At 39.8% G+C, this 20,373-nt stretch carries 9 protein-coding genes and 2 pseudogenes; 2 read left to right on the forward strand and 9 right to left on the reverse strand.

Going from position 1 to position 20,373, the window contains the following annotated elements; translation table 11 throughout:
* Positions 1–244 precede the first annotated feature (244 nt).
* A complete protein-coding gene (locus OC530_RS05555) occupies positions 245–1,243 on the reverse strand; it encodes an Rpn family recombination-promoting nuclease/putative transposase (protein ID WP_262080316.1) in 999 nt (332 codons plus the stop codon).
* A 187-nt stretch (positions 1,244–1,430) separates the two neighbouring features.
* Between OC530_RS05555 and OC530_RS05560 the strand changes: the two genes are divergently transcribed.
* The gene (locus tag OC530_RS05560; RefSeq protein WP_262080318.1) at positions 1,431–2,408 is read left to right on the forward strand and encodes a Gfo/Idh/MocA family protein; all 978 of its coding nucleotides are present in this window, start codon (positions 1,431–1,433) and stop codon (positions 2,406–2,408) included.
* A complete protein-coding gene (locus tag OC530_RS05565) occupies positions 2,405–3,487 on the forward strand; it encodes a DEAD/DEAH box helicase (RefSeq protein WP_262080320.1) in 1,083 nt (360 codons plus the stop codon). The genes OC530_RS05560 and OC530_RS05565 overlap by 4 nt, the downstream gene beginning before the upstream one ends.
* A gap of 78 nt (positions 3,488–3,565) precedes the next feature.
* Here OC530_RS05565 and OC530_RS05570 read toward each other — a convergent pair whose 3' ends face one another.
* From OC530_RS05570 to OC530_RS05605, 8 genes and pseudogenes are all read right to left on the reverse strand, one after another.
* Complete coding sequence (locus OC530_RS05570; RefSeq protein WP_262080322.1) at positions 3,566–3,691, reverse strand: hypothetical protein; 126 nt, start codon at positions 3,689–3,691, stop codon at positions 3,566–3,568.
* A gap of 96 nt (positions 3,692–3,787) precedes the next feature.
* Positions 3,788–4,984, reverse strand: coding sequence for an elongation factor Tu (gene tuf / locus OC530_RS05575; RefSeq protein ID WP_001040724.1), 1,197 nt, complete (start codon positions 4,982–4,984; stop codon positions 3,788–3,790).
* Between the two features lie 1,100 nt (positions 4,985–6,084).
* The gene (gene gla / locus OC530_RS05580) at positions 6,085–6,954 is read right to left on the reverse strand and encodes an aquaglyceroporin Gla (protein ID WP_262080330.1); all 870 of its coding nucleotides are present in this window, start codon (positions 6,952–6,954) and stop codon (positions 6,085–6,087) included.
* Between the two features lie 240 nt (positions 6,955–7,194).
* A pseudogene (locus OC530_RS05585) lies at positions 7,195–7,368 on the reverse strand (ATP-binding cassette domain-containing protein); the annotation flags it as partial.
* Between the two features lie 159 nt (positions 7,369–7,527).
* Positions 7,528–7,884 (reverse strand): annotated as a pseudogene (locus OC530_RS05590) (hypothetical protein); the annotation flags it as partial.
* A 9-nt stretch (positions 7,885–7,893) separates the two neighbouring features.
* A complete protein-coding gene (locus OC530_RS05595) occupies positions 7,894–8,832 on the reverse strand; it encodes an Rpn family recombination-promoting nuclease/putative transposase (protein ID WP_262080332.1) in 939 nt (312 codons plus the stop codon).
* Positions 8,833–9,428: 596 nt separating this feature from the next.
* Complete coding sequence (locus OC530_RS05600) at positions 9,429–11,735, reverse strand: G5 domain-containing protein (RefSeq protein ID WP_262080334.1); 2,307 nt, start codon at positions 11,733–11,735, stop codon at positions 9,429–9,431.
* Positions 11,736–12,100: 365 nt separating this feature from the next.
* A complete protein-coding gene (locus OC530_RS05605) occupies positions 12,101–20,206 on the reverse strand; it encodes a mucin-binding protein (RefSeq protein WP_262080336.1) in 8,106 nt (2,701 codons plus the stop codon).
* Positions 20,207–20,373 lie beyond the last annotated feature (167 nt).

Here is a 20,373-nt window from a genome sequence, read left to right on the forward strand (position 1 = left end):
GGATACCTACGGAGAACTTGCCACTCAGATGTAGGACCTGCCCATCATACAAAAAAACAGACTTCATCCCACAAAGAGATAAAATCTGTTACTATTTTCTACACGATATTTCCTAATTTTTAATCCAGCAGTTGGTCTACTTGGCTGATGGCTCGCTCGGGGCGCTGGGTAAAGGGCTTGTTCCCAAAAAACTCCAACCACGGTTTACGAACCTTGTCTTTGCTGGTTTCTCTGTATTTTTTTCTTATTTATGGTGGTCCTTCAATAGCGCCTCAAACTCAGATACTGATATACCCAACTGCTGACTGGCAAGCTCAGGGGCCAGAAGTCCTTGGCGAACCATATCTAGGAAGGCAAAAAGTTTTCCACGTTCAAGTCCTTGTTCTAAACCTTTTTCGATGCCTTGTTCAATCCCTTCAGCTCGTCCACGTTCAAGACCACGCTCTAAACCTTGTTCAATACCTTCTGCACGACCTCTCTCCAACCCTTTTTCTTCAGCTTGTTCCAAGGCATAGTCATGAGCGAGTAAGGCTTGTTCTTCTCGCATACGTAGTTGGCTAAACATTTTCCTGTCCTCCTCGGACCAGCTCTTGTAGTCCAGTAGTTGATCTGCTTGGCTGATGGCTCGCTCGGGTTCTTGGGTAAAGGGCTTGTTGCCGAAAAACTCCAACCATGGTTTACGAACCTTGTCTTTGCTGGTTTCTCTGTATTTTTTGAGTTCCAAGAACGCCATCTTGACCAGATGGTTTTCTTGTCCATTGTTTGTAATTGTTAAAATCTCACCTGTCGTGTCCTCGCGCATACTAAAGCTATGGAAAGCCAAATCATCTGAGAAGTAGTTGCTATCCACAATTGCGATAGCGTAAACAGGTGCGATGTGTTTGTAACTTTGGTGTGTATCACCTTCTCGTTGGCGAATTTTTTCAAGATTTTGATTGACCTGGCTGCATAGGTAAGCCCATAGGCGATTGATGAAAAAATTCTGATGATGGACTTGAATCTCAATGATAACTTGCGTGCCATTGTCTAGTTCAGCTAAAACATCTATACTGGTATAAAAATCCTGTGCCGAGTAGGGCAGGGAAGGCAAGACATGAATATTGCTCCCCTCCAAAATGGTCACATTTTTAGCTGGCAAGTCCAGCATATCGCGAATAAATTGACAAGTGATTTCTGGATTGCTAAAAATCTTCTTAGCAACCAAGTCATTAGTTGGACTGATGCCCGGATGTCTTAAAATCATCCTTTTCCTCCTTCTATTATAGCACATTTTTTAATCTAGATTTGCTAGATTCTATGCTTCTATCTATTTATTCGTAAAAGAAAGCTAATCGCTAATCGCTTATTTGAAAATTTTTACCCCCTGTTGGATAGTCTCGTCTATCTATGTTATAATGAAAGAAGGATTTAAAATCGGAAAAGGAGTATCTATGCTAAAATTAGGTGTCATCGGCACTGGCGCTATCAGCCATCACTTCATAGAAGCAGCCCATGCTAGTGGAAAATACCAGCTGGTCGCAGTCTATTCTAGGAAACTTGAAACCGCAGCAACCTTTGCTTCTCACTATGAGAATATCCAACTATTCGATCAATTAGAAGACTTCTTCAAGAGCTCCTTTGATGTGGTCTATATTGCCAGTCCAAACTCCTTGCATTTTGCTCAGGCAAAAACTGCCTTGTCTGCTGGTAAACACGTCATTCTTGAAAAGCCAGCTGTCACTCAGCCACAAGACTGGCTGGATTTGGTTCAAACAGCTAAAAAAAATCACTGTTTTATCTTTGAAGCAGCTCGTAATTACCATGAGAAAGCTTTTACTACTATCAAAAACTTTTTAGCAGACAAACAAATTTTGGGAGCAGATTTCAACTATGCCAAGTATTCTTCCAAAATGCCTAACTTGTTATCTGGACAGACACCAAATGTCTTTTCAGCCCGTTTTGCTGGTGGAGCTCTCATGGATTTAGGGATTTATCTCCTCTACGCTGCCGTTCGTCTCTTTGGAAAAGCTAAGGACGCAACCTATCTGGGGCAACAACTGGACAATAGTATTGACCTAAATGGAGATGGTATCCTCTTCTACCCAGACTATCAAGTTCACATCAAGGCTGGAAAAAACATCACTTCCAATCTTCCTTGCGAGATTTATACAACAGATGGTACCTTGACCCTCAACACGATTGAGCATATCCGCTCAGCTATTGTTACCGACCACCAAGGCAATCAAGTCCAGCTCCCTATCCAACAGGCTCCTCATACGATGACTGAGGAAGTCGCTGCATTTGCACACATGATCCAGCAACCAGATCTGAATCTCTACCAAACTTGGCTGGATGATGCAGGCTCTGTTCATGAGCTACTATATACCATGCGCCAGACTGCTGGCATTAGATTTGAGGCAGAAAAATGAAAACCAAACTACCGACTGAATGGCAAGAACTGAGTGACCAACTCGGTTTCCAAGAATTCACCCCCATTCAAACTCAACTATTTGAGCCCATTCTTGCAGGAGAAAACCTCCTAGGAGTGAGCCCAACAGGAACAGGCAAGACCCTAGCTTATCTCCTACCAAGTCTTCTCAGACTACAAAAGAAAAAAGCGCAGCAACTCTTGATTCTAGCACCAAATACAGAACTTGCTGGACAGATTTTCGATGTATGTAAAACGTGGGCTGAAGCTATCGGTTTGACAGCCCAACTCTTCCTTTCAGGTTCGAGCCAGAAACGCCAGATTGAACGCCTAAAAAAAGGACCAGAAATTCTGATTGGAACCCCTGGCCGTATCTTTGAACTCATTAAATTGAAAAAAATCAAGATGATGAATGTGGAAACCATCATCCTGGATGAATTCGACCAATTGCTTGATGATTCTCAGATACACTTTGTAGAGAAAATCACTCACTACGCACCGCGTGACCACCAACTGGTCTACATGAGTGCGACGGCCAAGTTTGACCAAGAAAAGATTGCGCCAAACACACGTACCATTGATCTCTCTGACCAAAAACTGGACAACATCCAACATTTCTATATGCAGGTAGACCAACGTCACCGAGTGGATATGCTACGAAAACTAGCTCATGTGGAGGATTTCCGCGGTCTGGTCTTCTTCAATAGCCTGTCAGACCTTGGAAGTGCAGAAGAAAAATTACAGTATCGTGATATCTTGGCTGTTTCCCTCGCTAGTGATGTTAATGTCAAATTTAGAAAAGTCATCTTAGAAAAGTTTAAAGATAAGCAACTAACCCTACTCCTTGCAACTGACCTTTTGGCTCGTGGAATTGATATCGATAGCCTCGAATGTGTTGTAAACTTTGATGTCCCTAGAGATATCGAAACTTACACTCACCGTGCTGGGCGTACTGGCCGTATGGGCAAGGAAGGGTATGTTATTACTCTCGTAACCCATCCAGAAGAAATCAAAAAACTCAAAAAGTTTACAAGTGTACGAGAAATTGTCTTGAAAAACCAAGAACTCTATATCAAATAATCCCCCATTGCTCTATACACATCTAGTGTATGGAGCTTTTTTATAAGCAATTCAATTTTATACTCTTCGAAAATCTCTTCAAACCGCGTCAGCTTCGCCTTGCCGTATGTATATGATACTGACTTCGTCAGTTCTATCTACAACCTCAATACGGTGTTTTGAGCAGCCTGCAGCTAGCTTCCTAGTTTGCTCTTTGATTTTCATTGAATATTAGTTCAATACCTGAAAAAAAGAACCTTGCAAAGCAAGATTCTTTTAGTGTCTGACTTAAATAATTGTTCTTCTGGGAACTAAATCGAATTAAGCTTCGATTTCTGTAACCATACCTGAACCAACAGTACGTCCACCCTCACGGATAGAGAATGTAGTACCTTGTTCTACGGCGATTGGGTGGATCAACTCAACGTCGATTGTCACGTTATCACCAGGCATTACCATTTCAGTACCTGCTGGAAGTTCGATTGAACCTGTAACGTCAGTAGTACGGAAGTAGAATTGTGGACGGTAGTTGTTGAAGAATGGAGTGTGACGTCCACCTTCTTCTTTAGTAAGGATGTAGACTTCACCTTTGAATTTAGTGTGTGGGTTGATTGAACCTGGTTTAGCGATAACTTGTCCACGTTCGATTTCGTCACGTTGAACACCACGAAGAAGGACACCTACGTTATCTCCGGCAAGACCTTCGTCAAGTTGTTTACGGAACATTTCAACACCAGTAACAACTGCTTTTTGAGTTTCTTCTTTGATACCAACGATTTCGATTTCGTCGTTGACTTTAACGATACCACGGTCGATACGTCCTGAAGCAACTGTACCACGTCCAGTGATTGAGAATACGTCTTCGACTGGAAGAAGCAATGGTTTGTCAGTGTCACGTTCTGGTTCTGGGATGTACTCATCAACTGTGTTCATCAATTCCATAACGATGTCTTCGTATTTAGAGTCACCTTCAAGGGCTTTAAGAGCTGAACCTTGGATAACTGGAAGATCGTCACCTGGGAAGTCGTATTCTGACAATAGGTCACGGATTTCCATTTCAACCAATTCAAGCAATTCTTCGTCGTCAACCAAGTCAACTTTGTTCATGAAGACGATAAGGTGTTTAACACCAACCTGACGTGAAAGAAGGATGTGTTCACGAGTTTGTGGCATTGGTCCGTCAGTTGAAGCTACTACAAGGATAGCTCCGTCCATTTGAGCGGCACCAGTGATCATGTTTTTAACGTAGTCCGCGTGTCCTGGAGCGTCGATGTGAGCGTAGTGACGTTTTTCAGTTTCGTACTCAACGTGCGCAGTGTTGATAGTGATACCGCGTTCGCGTTCTTCTGGAGCAGCATCGATAGACGCATAGTCTTTAGGTTGGTTAACTGATGAAGGCAAGCGACGTGCCAAAACAGTTGTGATAGCTGCAGTTAGGGTAGTTTTACCGTGGTCAACGTGTCCGATAGTACCAATGTTAACGTGTGGTTTACTACGATCGTATTTTTCTTTTGCCATTTGAGTAAAAGCCTCCAATAAAATATATTTTATAGATAGACAGTAGGCAATACAGTCTAACTTTCCTTACTATTTTATCAAATTTCAGCTAAATTGCAAGTGTTTTACAACGTTTTTGTGAATTATTCTTGGTAAAAATTTAGCTAGCTAGTAGAAAGTACTAAATAGACTTATCCTTCAAGGAGTTTTCAGCATTATTCATCCACTCACTTGCTGAGAATGTAAACACTCTCTGGTTTATACTACAAAAGCAAACTAGGTAGCTAGTATAAGTTACTCACAACATCGGTTTAATACTCTTCGAAAATGTCTTCAAACCACGTCAGCATCGCCTTACCGTAGGTATAGTTGAGACTGGTCAAAAAGTCTTTGCAATCAGAAAAGCATATAGTATCAGGTCTTGAGAAACCTTGGTACTATACGTTTTATTGTGGGAAGATTTACTTCATTTTCTCCTAAAATCGAGTTTTTGCCCAACCTCTTCATCTACAACCTCAAAACACTATTTTGAGCTGACTTCGTCAGTTCTATCTACAACCTCAAAGCAGTGCTTTGAGCAACCTGCGGCTAGCTTCCTAGTTTGCTCTTTGATTTTCATTGAGTATAAGATTGCAGATAAAACGATAACAATCATAGGACACAGCAGAGCCAATGTCGGTCGAAGAATAGCCCCCCTAATCGCTTATTTTATTGCAAAATGAAATAAAAACTGAACATTTTGTTGAGGAAGGCAAATCAATTCCTCACAGTGTTTGAGAAAGAAGGGCGGACTATTCCAACCTCAACCCACTATAAAGCAGACTTAACAGATAGGGAACCCATCTCCGATAATATATAGTAGAATGAAAACTGCACAATTTTATTGGGGAATTCAAACCAATTTCTCACAATGTTTTAGAAACAAGGGTCTATTATTTCAACTGCAACCTACTATAATAGCCCATTGAAGCTGGAAGAGCCTACTAAGACTTCTAAACCACTGCTGGAGAGGAGTTTGTTTCGATTTTCTTTCATGTCCCTAAAAAATCAAAAAGAGAGAACCAATCTGGTCCTCTCTTACTTATAGATGGTGCTCACTCAAATGTTAAAGGAGCTATTTCTTAGAGATAAAGGAATTTGAATACAGCTACTGCCGCAATTGCTGCTGCAATAGGTGCTACTACTGGTACCCAAGAATACCACCATTTTGAATCGCCTTTATGCTCACCAAGAACTGATTTTGGAAGGAAAGCATGAAGGAGACGTGGTCCCAAGTCACGAGCTGGGTTCAAGGCAGGTCCTGTAGGTCCTCCAAGTGATGTTACCAAAGCCATAACGAGGAATCCAAGTGCCAAGTGAGCCACAGAAAGTCCTGAAGCAGTGTGTGGAGCCACCTGTGCTTTAATAGCCAAGTCAGAAAAATCAACTGTTTGTCCTGCTTGTGTTGCCATTTGTTTCATGTATTGAAGCACTTCAGCACCAAAGAAGTTTTTAGTCAAACCAAGAGCTGCAAAGAACAAAACAAATGAACCAACAAACTCGTTAATAAAACCATTGACAGTTGCTGCATAGCGACTTTCTTTTGTACCATGGTCAATACTTGAAATAGTTGAGAAAGTTCCCAAGATGTTATTTGAGTTTTCAGTTTTCAAGTAGAATGGACGGTGTGTTGCTACAACTAAGGCTTGACCAAAGATAGCCCCCAAGACTTGCGCGATAATGTAAGGTACCACTTGTGCCCAAGGGAAAAGACCGCTAACTGCAAGACCTAGAGTGAAGGCAGGGTTGATGTGGTTCCCAGATACGTTACCAAACATCAAGGCTGGGATCATAACCCCCATACCATAACCAACAGCGATGACGATCCAGCCACTTTGGTGACCTTTCGTACCTTTAAGTTCAACGTTGGCAACTGCACCATTCCCAAGAATGATCAAAATGGCAGTTCCCAAAAATTCAGTGGCATACTTCAGTGCCCATGTGAAATCCATTTGCTAGATTCTCCTTAAAATTTTTTAGACATTCCTTATTTTATCAATTTTTACCCTATTTAGCAACTAGTTTCTGGAAAGATTTTTTAAAAATAATACTCTTCGAAAATCTCTTCAAACCACGTCAACGTCGCCTTGCCGTAGATATATGTAACTGACTTCGTCAGTCTTATCTACAACCTCAAAACGGCTATCTTGGGCTAGGTAAGACAGAGAAATATCTTTTTTCTTATTGATTTATCCGCTAGTTGGCTCCTCTTCTCCAACTAAAATCTTCAAAAGAGTAGACTTACCTGCACCATTTTTCCCAACAAGGGCAATCCGATCTCGTTCATCAACCTGCAGGTTGATATTATCAAAAAGAACCTCTCCTGCAAAAGAACGTTCAATTTTATTAGCTTGTAAAATAATCATACAAGTAGTATAGCATGTTTCCCTAAGGCATTCAAGACAATCGTCTTAACCCAAATATCCTAGAAAAACCGGCTCTGCTTATTCTTGGTATTAAAAAGTATTTGGATTATAAACTCTACTTATTTTTTGCAAGATAGCTAGCTAAACATTTTCGCTCGTTTACAAGAGTGACTCAAACTCAGCGACAGTCATTCCTAACTGCTGGCTGGCAAATTCAGAAGTTAAAACATGTTGACGAACCATGTCTAAGAAGGCAAAAAGTTTTCCACGTTCTAAACCTTGTTCAACCCCCTCAGCCCTAGCGGTTTCCAAAGCATAGTCCTGTGCTAACAAGGCTTGTTCTTCGCGCATACGTAGTTGACTAAACATTTTTCTGTCCTCCTCGGACCAGCTCTTGTAGTCCAGCAGTTGGTCTGCTTGGCTGATGGCTCGCTCGGGTTGTTGAGTAAAGGGCTTGTTCCCAAAAAACTCCAACCACGGCTTGCGAACGCTATCTTTGCTGGTTTCTCTGTATTTTTATTATTCTTATTTACAATGGTCTTTCAATAGCTCCTCAAACTCAGCAACTGTCATTCCTAACTGCTGGCTGGCAACCTCAGATGTCAGAAGACCTTGGCGAACGAGATTTAGTAGCATAGACAAACTACCTTCAACTTTTCCACGCTCCAGTCCTTGTTCAAGACCACGCTCCAGTCCTTGTTCAACCCCCTCAGCCCTAGCGGTTTCCAAGGCATAGTCCTGCGCTAACAAGGCTTGTTCTTCGCGCATACGTAGTTGACTAAACATTTTTCTGTCCTCCTCGGACCAGCTCTTGTAGTCCAGCAGTTGGTCTGCTTGGCTGATGGCTCGCTCGGGTTCTTGAGTAAAGGGCTTGTTACCGAAAAACTCCAACCATGGCTTACGAACCTCGTCTTTGCTGGTTTCTCTGTATTTCTTTAATTCCAAGAATGCCATCTTGACTAGATGGTTTTCTTGACCGTTATTGGTAATGGTTAAAACCTCACCTGTCGTATCCTCGCGCATGCTGAAACTGTGGAAAGCCAAGTCATCTGAGAAGTAGTTGCTATCCACAATAGCTATTGCGTAAACTGGTGCGATATGCTTGTAACTCTGGTGAGTATTGCCCTCTTGCTGGCGAATTTTTTCTAGGTTTTGATTGACCTGACTGCACAAGTAAGCCCACAGGCGATTGATGAAAAAATTCTGATGATGTACCTGAATCTCAATGATTACTTGTGTTCCATTATCCAACTCCGCCAAAACATCTATACTGGTATAGAAATCCTGTGCCGAGTACGGTAAGGAAGGCAAGACGTGAATGTTGCTTCCCTCCAAAATGGTCACATTTTTTGCTGGCAAGTCCAACATATCGCGAATAAATTGACAAGTGATTTCTGGATTGCTAAAGATTTTCTTAGCAACCAAGTCATTGGTTGGGCTAATGCCCGGATGACGTACAGTCATGTTTCTTCTCCTCTCATTATAGCACATTTTTTAATCTAATTTACTAGATTTGATGCTTCTATCTATTTATTCGGAAAAAGAGTAGAAAAAACAAAAGAAATTCAAACTTTATAGCAAAAGGAAATAAACTCTGAACAAATAGGATAGTAAAGTCGAATCAATTTCTAGCAATGTTTTATAAGTTATAATGTTCTATTCTGAATTTAAGATAGCATATAATTTAAAGAGACTGGACCAAAACTCAACTTCCGGAGAAAATAAAGTAAATCTTCCCACAATAAAACGCATAGTCTCAAGTTTTGAACACCTGATACTATGCGTTTTTCTGATTTGAGAGGCTTTTTCTCAGCCTCTTCTTAATCTTATACTCAATGAAAATCAAAGAGGAAACTAGGAAACTAGCCGCAGGTTGCTCAAAGTACTGCTTTGAGGTTGTAGATAAGACTGACGAAGTCAGTTACATATATCTACGGCAAGGCGACGTTGACGCGGTTTGAAGAGATTTTCGAAGAGTATTAGCTTTTCTCCACCCCACTACAGTTGACAATGAGCCAAAAAAGAAGATGACGAATCATCTTCTTAAAAACTATGAGTTTTTAGTCTTCTTTTTTCTTGAAGAATCCTAGTCCTAGACCAGCTAACAAGGTCATGATACCAGCGCTAGCCAAGGTAGCATTAGCTTCTGTACCTGTGTTTGGCAACTCTGCTTTATCAGATGTTTTCGTAGATGTTACACTATCTACTGTCTTTTCTGATGTAGCTGTAGCCACTGCTTCACCTTTTTGTTCTGAAACTTTAGATGGTGCTGGGCTTGGAGTTTGGTCTTTTGGAGCAGGAGTTTGAGCTTGCTTGGTTCTAAACACATGAACTGTCAAGTTATCTCCCTCACGGTGACTCTCAACAAATTCATAGCCTGGAACTTCACCTGCTTCTTCCTTATCAACTGATGGAACCTTCAAGTCTTTTCCGTTTTCATCGCGCCATACTGTACGAACCGCTGGAGTTTCAGCTTTGTTTGGTTTTTCTGGCGTTGAAGTTGATGGCGAACTTGATGGAGTCATTGGATGACTAGTTGGGCTTTCTGGTAAAATTGGAGTTCCATTCGCTACTTTCTCAAATGTATGCGTCAAAATACCTTCTTCTAAGCGACTAGATAACCACTTGTAGCCTGCAATTTCGCCAGCCTGTACTTTTTTGCCAACTACTTTTTCCTTAATCTCCTTACCTGCTGTATCTACCCATAGCGTTACTGGATGCTCTGGGTTTGCTTCTTCGATTGATAAAGCAGCGTATACAAACGGCGTATAACCACTCGTTTTATGCTTGGCTTGAGCTTGGACTTTTTCTTTATTGACAACTGATTCTCGTGGAATGGTTACAGTACCAGTTTTCTTGTCTAATGTAACATTTTCAGGTTGTTTGTCTAAAGTCCATTCGCCACTAGGTTGCTTGGTAAGAGTGAGAACCTCCTCACCAGAGCCATCACTCTTAGGATAAGTGATTTTGACTGTATCCGCATCTTTCTTAGGTGCTTTTACTTCGATGCTTGCTTTATTTGGTTCTTCCACAATAGCGATAGTCGGCGGAGCTACCTTAAGATTTGGTTGGTCTTCAGGCTCAGATGGCTGTCCTGGTTGAGCTGGTGCTTCCTCAGGAGCGGTTGGTTGTTCAGGTTGTGGAGTCTCTGGTGTTTCCACTACTTTTGGTTTTGTTCCAACTGTTATAATTTCTTCTTTTGGTTGTTCTGTATCCGTTGTTGGAGCATTTTCTGTGACTGTACCATTCGTTGTATCCAACGTATAAGTAGTTGTTTTTGTTTCCTTACCCTTAACACCTTGTTGGGTTGTTTCTCGATAATCCTTGTCTTTGGTTTTATCTTCTACATAGCGTGTTGTAAATGGTAGTTCTTTTTCTTCTACTTTTGGTTTTGTTCCAACTGTTATAATTTCTTCTTTTGGTTGTTCTGTATCCGTTGTTGGAGCATTTTCTGTGACTGTACCATTCGTTGTATCCAACGTATAAGTAGTTGTTTTTGTTTCCTTACCCTTAACACCTTGTTGGGTTGTTTCTCGATAATCCTTGTCTTTAGTATTATCTTCTACATAGCGTCTTGTAAATGGTAGTTCTTTTTCTTCTACTTTTGGTTTTGTTCCAACTAAAACAACTTTATTAACAGGTTTTTCTGTTTCCTCTGTTGTAGATGGATTCGCAGTACGTGCACCTGTCTCTGGATTGACTGTATAGGTAGTTGTCGTTGTAGAAGTACCTTTTTTACCAGGAGTTTTTTCTATTTGATGTCCTGCGACATCTTGATCATTTGGCTCATAAATCGTTTTAAAATCAATCTCATTGGTTGTGACTGTTGGCTTTGTACCAACTTCATAGATGTCATCGTCTTTGTCAGCTGTGTCTCCTTTGTTGACATGGATACGATAATACTTAGATAGTACAACACTACCATCTTCTTTCACAACATTTTCGTCTGCCTCTGGATTGACTGTTATCGGTTTATTGGCATCTACAATAGTATCTTGATCATCAATCATACCATCAGCTCTATCTGGTTTACCATCGTTATTACTATCATATGTCTCAGTAATATTCGTTACCCCTGAATCAACACGATGAGGATATTTAGGGTCAATTTCACTTATTCTAGGTTCCTTAAAACCTGACCCATCTGTAAGATCGTCACCTGCATGCTCATTTATAGTAGCAGCATCCTCTCTTTTATATTTCTCATCAGTTTGACGATCTTCGTTTTCATCATATAATTTTGTGAATAAATTTTCTAGTTCATTTCCTTCTTCTTCAAAATAACCATCTATTTCACTTTTACTCAGATTATCAGCTTCTTCAGCTTTTAAGATAAAACTTCTACCATCATGACCTTTATGTTTCAATACAGGATCAGTACTTTCAATCTTGTCATTTCCTACATATTTTTTCCCTTTAGGAATTCGTACTTCATACCCATCTGCGTTACTACTTAAATCTGTAATATCCTGAGGCTCTCCCCCGATTCATTACCTGAAGCGTAGACTACATTAGGTGCCATTATTGCAACACCACCTAGGGTAAGGACAGTAGCCACCACGCAGGAACCGAAAACTTTTCCGATTTTGCGTAGAGCATATTTTTTATTCTTAGTTGATTGTCTTGACATATTTTCCTCAATTTTACTTTTATTTTAGTTTCTAGGTTGTTGACTCCGAGCCAAAAGCCAGATAACTCATCCAACTTTTGGCAAGAAGCAACGTTTTCTATATTATTCGGATTCATCTTCTTTTTTCTTGAAGAATCCTAGTCCCAAACCTGCTAACAAGGTCAACAATCCTGCCCCAGCTAAGCCAGCATTAGCTTCTGTACCTGTGTTTGGCAACTCCTCTCTCTTACCTGTCTCATAAGTCGGAACTTCTGGGTCTGGACTCACTGGAGTTTCAGGTTCAGGAGTTGGCTCTGGTATTGGAGTCTCTTGATTTGGTAGTTCTGGGCTTGGTGTCGGAGCACTTGGATGCTCTGGATTTGGTTGTGGTCTCGGCTCCTCAGGTCTATCTGGAATTGGTTCGTTAGGAAGAACTGGCGGTATCTTTTCAAATCTATGAATCGTAATACCATCCTCCGTTACAGTTGTAATATATCTGTATCCTGGAATATTTCCAGCTTCATGAGTACCTGGTTGATCTGGTTTAAGTGGATTACCATCTTTATCAAACCAGACTGTAATTTTATATTCTGGCTTATCTACAGATGGAGAACCTGCAAAGAAAATATGTGTGACTTTATTTCCTTCCAAACGACTTTCCAACCAAACATGATTTGCAATTCGACCTTTTTCATGTAAACCGTTTTCAGTTGGTCTTAAGACATTTCCATTTACGTCAATCCATTCTGTTGTTCCTTCAAATTTAGGTACATCAAGAATATTCGGCATAACACTAACAATCTTACTTTGTTTGTATTTATGTTTTGTTTGCGTATCTACCCATGTCTTCGGTTGAACTTGTTCACTTGGAATGTAAACACGACCATTCGTCGGATTGATAGTCACTCCAACTGGAGATTTTTCAATTTTCCACGTACCATCTTTATCTTTCTTCGTAACGATAGTTTCTTTTTCAGTACTGTTTCGTTTTGTAAATGTAATAGATAAAGTATCAGCATCTTTATTTGGCACGTCAACTTCTACAGTATTACCGCTTGGACGTTCGACAATTCTCGGTGTCGGTGGAATAACATAGATTTGACGTAACTTCACGACAAAGACTTGAGACGGATCTTTTCCTTCTTCATCTTTTACGTTGTCAAATGTCGCTCCATCTTTCAGAGGATTGTCTACTAACTCGTAGTCACCATTATTAACTGGGTCACCTGTTAGTTTCTTCAATGTATCATTAAAGTTTTCTGTTGGGATTTTCTCTCCAGTTTTACCTGTCAGCGACATCCTTGAAGCAACAAGCTCCGTTTCTTTTCCATCTTCGCCTATGACAACAAATTTGACAATAGCTCTTTGTCCATCTGGTGTATACTTGATTGGTGTATCCATCTTAGGATCATTTGGCGTTTCTGGAACCGGTGGCACCTTATATCCTTTTTCTGGATGTTCTGGATCTATAGGTACTAATGGAGTTCCGTTTGGTGTCTTAGGTGTATAGCCTGGAACGTATGGAATCACTGGCACTTTCGGTACTGGTTGCCCTGGTTGTGGCGGAGTGGTTGGATAATCTGGAGTTTTAGGCTTAGTTGGATCATCTGGATCATTTGGATACGGAATTGGTGTCGGTTCTTCTTTTCCTGGTACTTTTGGCACCCATGAACCGATTTTTCTGTATTCAACTACTTCTTCTATTGAATCAGATTCTGGCGTTACCTCTTTAGAAGGTACTGACACTTTATTTGCTAAATATCCTTCTAAAACTGGTGTATCTACTTTAGGGAACTCTTGTTTTTCATGATTCCAAGTTCCAATTTCCGTTAAACCTGTTGTTAGATTAGTTGTTGTATCTCTTGAAAACTCAACCTTATCTACTTTCATCGTGATTTTTTCCGTGTTAAGTTCTGTTCTGACTTCTTTTCCATCTTGAACATCAACTTTAACGTATTTAATTGTACGTGTTACAGTTGTAGACTCTTTATCAGCTGAGATTTTTTCTCTTACTACTAATTTATATGTCTGAGTCGGTTCTTGTTTTCCAGCGTCAGACTCTGTATCATATTTTGTAGTTGCAGTTAGTGGATTTACTGTATCTACAATGTATCCACGATTTCTTAGTGAAGTTATCTTAGCATCAACAGAATTTTTATCAGTTTCTTTAACCGTTTCTCCTGATTTGCCGTTAAATTCTAATTTTTCATTGTCTAGTGGCACTTCTACCCCTGTAGTTACATTAACTACTTTAATTAAAATCTTTTGTGGATTTCCTTCATAAGTAATCGGTGTATCCTTACCTGGTGTTTCTGGTACTGGTGGTACTTTGTATCCTTTTTCCGGATAGTTTGGATCAACTGGTTCTAACGGTTTGTCTCCAATTTTTGGTGTGTATCCAGGTACATATGGAATTACCGGTGTACCAGGTGTGATTGGTTGTCCTGGTTCAGGATATACTGGTGTTCCAGGTTTTGTTGGATCTGCTGGATGGTTTGGATATGGTTTTGGATCGAAATTCGTTCCTTCTGGTGGTGTTACACCTGTTGGCGGTGTTAATACCCATGATCCTAACTTAGTGTACACCACATTTACATTTTGATTTTTAGAAGCTTCTGTTAAGTTTTCACTTGCTGCTACACTTGTTCCATCTGTTGATACCAAATTACCTTGTGAGTCTTGATTTGATTTTAAGATGTATCCTTTTACTACTGGTGATGTTACTTCATCGAATGTTGTGTCATTATCTTTAGCTGTCCATTCTCCATAAGTAATCTCACCTGTTACTACGTTAATCTTAGCTTCACGTGTAAAGGTTACTTTATCTGTTTTTGGCTCTTTTGTTTCTTTACCGTTATCCGTATATGTTAGCTTAGTTCCTGATTCGTCAACATAATTAATTGTACGTGTTACTTCTTTTGTAGTTTCCGCGTTCTTAACTTTATTGATTAAATCCTCTGTCCATACTGGTGTGTTTGGATCAACAGGAGTATTAGGATCTACCGGCACATCTGGATCAATTGGTTTTCCAGGTTCAAGTGGTTTTTCTGGTGTTGGCGGTGTTACTGGTACAAGTTTTTCATGTACTTTCAACTTAAATACTTGAGTAGGATCTTGAGAATCTGAATCTTTTTCACTATCAAATTTTTCTCCATTTTTTAGTGGCTCTTCATCAATAATATATCCACGTTTTTTCAATTCTTCAATTTTATCTTTCAATGATTGAGTAGGAATAACTTCATCAGTTTTACCATTCATTGTTAACTTGTCATTCGTTAATTCAGTTTCCACACTATCCTTGACATTATAAACTTTAACTACTGCTTTTTGCGGATCTGCTTCATACGTAATCGGTGTATTCGTTTCTGGTGTTTTAGGTAAATCTGGAACTTTATATCCTTTTCCTGGATGTTCTGGTTCTACTGGTACCAACGGTTTCAGTGGGTTTGTATTTGGATCTACTGGTTTTGTTGGGTCCGTAGGAACCATTGGTGTGTATCCTGGTACGTATGGAATTACTGGCGGTTCCGGTGTATTCGGATCCTTTGGAATTCCTGGCTCAGGGTATACTGGTGTTCCAGGTTTTGTTGGATCTGTTGGGTGATTTGGATATGGTTTAGGTTCAAAATTACTTCCATCTGGTGGCGTTACGCCTGTTGGAGGTGTTAATACCCATGACCCAATTTTTCTGTATTCAACTGTCACCTCATATGATTCTGTAGCAGGTTGAACAGTTTTATTTTCTACAGATGCGACATTTGCAAGGTAGCCATCTAATACAGGTGTATCAACTTTTAATAACTCTTTTGTTTCAGCATCCCAATTGCCAAATTTTGTTATATATGTTGTCAAACTAGTAGATGCATCTCTTGAAAATTCAACTTTATCTACTTTTGTTTTGATTTTTTCTGTATTAAGTTCTGTTTTGACTTCTTTTCCGTCTTTAACATCGATTTGAACGTATTTAATTGTACGTGTTACTGGTATAATTTCTTTATCTTTTGATATAAGTTCATTTACTACAATTTTGTAAATTTGTGTTGGTTCTGTAGAATCGTCCTTTGTATCATATTTAGTTGTTTCTGATATAGGGTTCTTCGTTGATACGATATATCCTCGTTGTTTTAAAGATGCAATTTTATTATCAACTTTTTCCCTATCTTCTGTTGTTACTACTTGATCAGAAACGCCATTGAATTCAAGTTTTTCTTTAGGTAATTCTACTTCTTCTCCAGTTGTGACGTTTACAACTTTGATAAGAATTTTTTGTGGATTTGGTTTGTACTCAATTATAGTATTATTTTGAGGATCCTTTGGTATTTCTGGTACCTTGTATCCTTTTTTAGGATCTTTTGGATCAACTGGTTCTAACGGTGTTTCACCAATTTTTGGTGTGTATCCTGGTTCGTATGGAATTACCGGCAATTCTGGAGTTTTTGGTTTTTCAGGAGTTCCTGGAGTTTCACCACCTGGGGTCTCATTGCCTCCACCGGGAGTGTTATTTCCTCCTGGGTTCTCAGGTTGAGGGTTTGGTGTTTCTCCTGGATTTACTGGTGTTGTTGGATAATCAGGATATTTAGGTTTTGTTGAATCTGTCGGATTGTTTGGATATGGAATCGGTGTTGGAGTTTTTCCTGGTATTTTCGGTACCCATGATCCTAACTTAGTATAAACAACTTTTTTGTTAATGTTTGTTATTTCACCTGTCTCAGTAGGTTTTGGAGCATCTTGCCCTTCTACTTGTTTAATATCCGCTACATAGCCAGTTTTTAATGGTGTATCGACTGCTGGTAATTGACTTGCTGGATGGCTTTCATCCGTAGTTGCCGTCCATTCCCCATAAGTGATTTTTTTAGTAACCACATTATATGTTGCAGTTCGTTTGAATAGAACTTTATCTACCTTATCTTCTACTCCACTTGGCTCTTCTTGTCCATCCGCTGTTTCTTTCTTAACGTAAGTAATTGTTCTTGTTACTTCTTTTTTAAGATCTGACTCTTTTAGTCCTGTTTCTGGCCATTTTGGTCCTTCTCCGTTATTCGGATCTACTGGATCGTTTGGATTTTTCGGCTCTGTTACTGTTTCCACTTTTTCTCTTACAGTAATCGTATAAGACTGCGTTGGCTCTTCTCCGTCTTTATCCTCTTTGTCGTCTCCTTTTCTTGAATCAGGAGTTCCCTTTGTAAAGGTATTATCGACGATTTCATATCCTAAGTTTTGCAACTCTTTTACTTTGTCTTCTACAGATTTTGATGGGAATTCTTCGCCTACTTCTGTTTCAAGATTTAGCTTATGGTCAACTAATTCGACAGGGTCTCCTGCTTCTTGTTGCTTCTTCACATGAACAACCGCTTTTGCCTTGGCTGGCTCCCCTTCTTCGTAGACAAAGGTTACAATCTTATCAGCTGAAGTTACTTCACCTCTGACAGCTGCTGAGTCATTGTATAGCCCATTATTTAGAGATCTTTTTAGACGGTATTTTTTCTCACCTGCGTTAATCCCACGTAATTTCTTACTTGTTACATCGTAGCTTGACCCAATAAGGGCTTCTTTTTCTACAAGGTAGGTACCATTATCAGATTTTTCTCCAACTTTTTTAGCTTCTTCATCAGATAGTGGTATATCTTGTCCCTGTTCATCGACATAACGAACCTTTACATTCCCTGAGATAGCTTTTCTAACTTCCGATGTTTTCTTACTTTCATCGATTTTTCCTTTGAGTTTTTCCCCTTCTTCTGGTGGAATTTTCTTCTCTTTCACCTGTTTATCAATGATCCGTTTGGCTACCTCTTTAGACGGTTCTACCGTATCTTGGATTACTGAGAAGTCGGCTAGGATAGGTAAGTTATATTGAAGTCTTGGACTTTGCTTATTAACACCGACACGCTTTTTATTTTCCGCAAATACTTGTATCTTGTAGGCTACAACATCTTTGTCCAATGGAATATCCCCTGTTGAGAAGTAACCCCCTTTACCTAGTTTATCCCGATCTCCACCAATTGCCTTAGTAATTTCTTTGGATAATTCCTCATCAGAAATTACCTTATTACGTATAACGTTTCCTTTTTCAACAAAGTAGGCAGTGAATGCTTTAAGACCATCATCATCCTTCGAATCATGTTGCGCAGCAAGTTCATTAGTATGATATTTTTTATAGTCAGCGTCCGTCATCTCATTTGTTGGAGGTTTAGTTTTCGCTTCCATGTGTGAGCCAAGGATTTTTGCTTCTTGACTACCGTTTCTTGCTTCCAGGTAAGTGTAGGCGGTTGTGGATCCAATGGCTGCTTTTAAGGCAGAGATTTCTTTGTTTAGTTTAGTTTTATTAGTCTCATCAGCTGTTTCTAATTTTGCTTTTTTATCATTCAACTTCGTCTCAAGCTCTGCACGGTGTTTTTTTACTTTATCTGGATCTGTTTGGAGTTCTAATTGATCTGTATCTGCATGATAGATAATTTTTTTCGCAGTTGGTAATACAAAATCCAATAATTTATAGACACGATCTGGGTCTTTACTTTTTATTGTTCCATCTGCATTTTTTTCCGCAGAAGCATTATTCCATGCTGGAGAGTTTTTTTGCACCTCTGGATCCAAAGTTTGTCTAAAACTATTATTAAGCCTATTGGCTACAGTTGTATAACCATCTGCAAAAGGAATCCCTTCTTTAAAAGCGTTTTTTCCCTGAAGTTGTAACTTATCCTTATCTATAGGTAACTCGTAGGTAACTGCCCCTTTGTCTTTTTCAGCGAGCTCTTTTGTGATAATAGGCATCAGGTATTTATAGTCGTTAAGTTTAGGTCGGCTTACCTCTGGATGTTGCTCCTTATATCTTGCCTCTGCAAGAGACTTAACTTTTTTAATGTGTTCTTCTTCCAATAATTTTTTAATTAGCTTGTTAACCCCACTTAAATCCACACCTTGGCTGTAGCGTTCTTCGTTCTCTACTACTCCGTCAATTCGGTTGATCGTGTGGTCATAGATAATTTCTTCTACATTTGGTGCGTCAGCAGTTGCACCTTTTTTAATGGCTTTAACAACGATACGATAAGTACCTTTTGACCCTTCATAGTCTGAGATATACCCTGTTACAAAGTCGATTTTCAAACGACTTCCATATTTGGTAGAAAAGGCAGTGAAGGTTTTTTCTATTCCATTAAATCCCTCAATATTTGGAGAATGCTGGAGAATATCTTCCTTATCTTTTACAGGTAACTTAGCAAGATTTTCCTTATTTCCTTTTCTATTCGCTGTCTCTATATCAAACGGAGAGTTATCTTGTGCTTTATCATCTTTATTGGCGATAGTACGTCCTTTGGCAAGCATTAACATATATTTGAAGCGACGGTCTAGGGCTTGTTCGTGAACATAGATTTGGTCAAGGGCGTTAGAACCCAACATTCCCCCTTCTTGATGTTTGCCATCTTTGTCAATGTACCAACCAGTAAAGTAACCCTGCGCATTTTTCTTACCGATGGCAAATTTACCCGCATGTCCCTCTTTGTTGATAGCACGCCAACCACCGAAACTGTCTATTTCACGAATTTCACCATCTTGTAATTTCACGCCGTCTGCATCTTCACTGACTTTGCCGTTTTTAAATCTAAGCGCATCCCCAAGAGTATCCATATTTCTTAGATAGGAGCGCTCGTTATTTTGGAAGTCATCCGGCATATTTTGGATAATCTTCCATATTTCTTCAACTGTAGCATCTTCGCCAGGATCATCAAATCTTAAGTTGGCATTCTTATCATCCGAGCCATCTTCTCCATCTTTAGGTACATGTACCCCAGGCTGACCATCTTTTACTACGTCACCCTTACGATTGGCATCCAGTACAGGTGACTTTTCACCTGTTGGCTGGTTCTCTCCTGATTCAGTCCCTGTAGCTCCATTCGATGGATTACTTGCGTCCCCATCAGGTAATGCTCTTTTAGTCCGACGAGGTTTGGCAGTTTCTGGAGCTACTAGCGGATTTTCAGCTACGGGAGCATTATAGGTGTTTGCTGCTGCATCAGTATTGCTGAGGTCAGGCTTGTTTCCTGTCTTTCCATTTCCAGACTGTTCTGGATCTGTCGGGTTTTCTGCCCTCTCAGTTTCCCTCGCTGACTCCACGCCCTCAGCATGAGCAATCCCAGCTCCCATCAAAAGATAGAGCGCCCCAATGACAACACTAGCTGCACCGACACTCACTTTCCGTATACTGTATTTTAATTGTTTTTCTGGATGATTCATTCTTACACTCCATATATATATATATATATTGTGCCCTATTACTTCCATATAATAGAATACAATTCATAAATATATTATACACCAGTCGGCTTGAAACTTCAAATTTTTTGAATGGAAGACTAGGAGATAGACGACTCTTTTTACTGAGACCAAAGCTAGGTTAGGAG

The sequence above is a fragment of the Streptococcus sp. Marseille-Q5619 genome (genome assembly GCF_946901205.1).
Lineage (GTDB): Bacteria > Bacillota > Bacilli > Lactobacillales > Streptococcaceae > Streptococcus.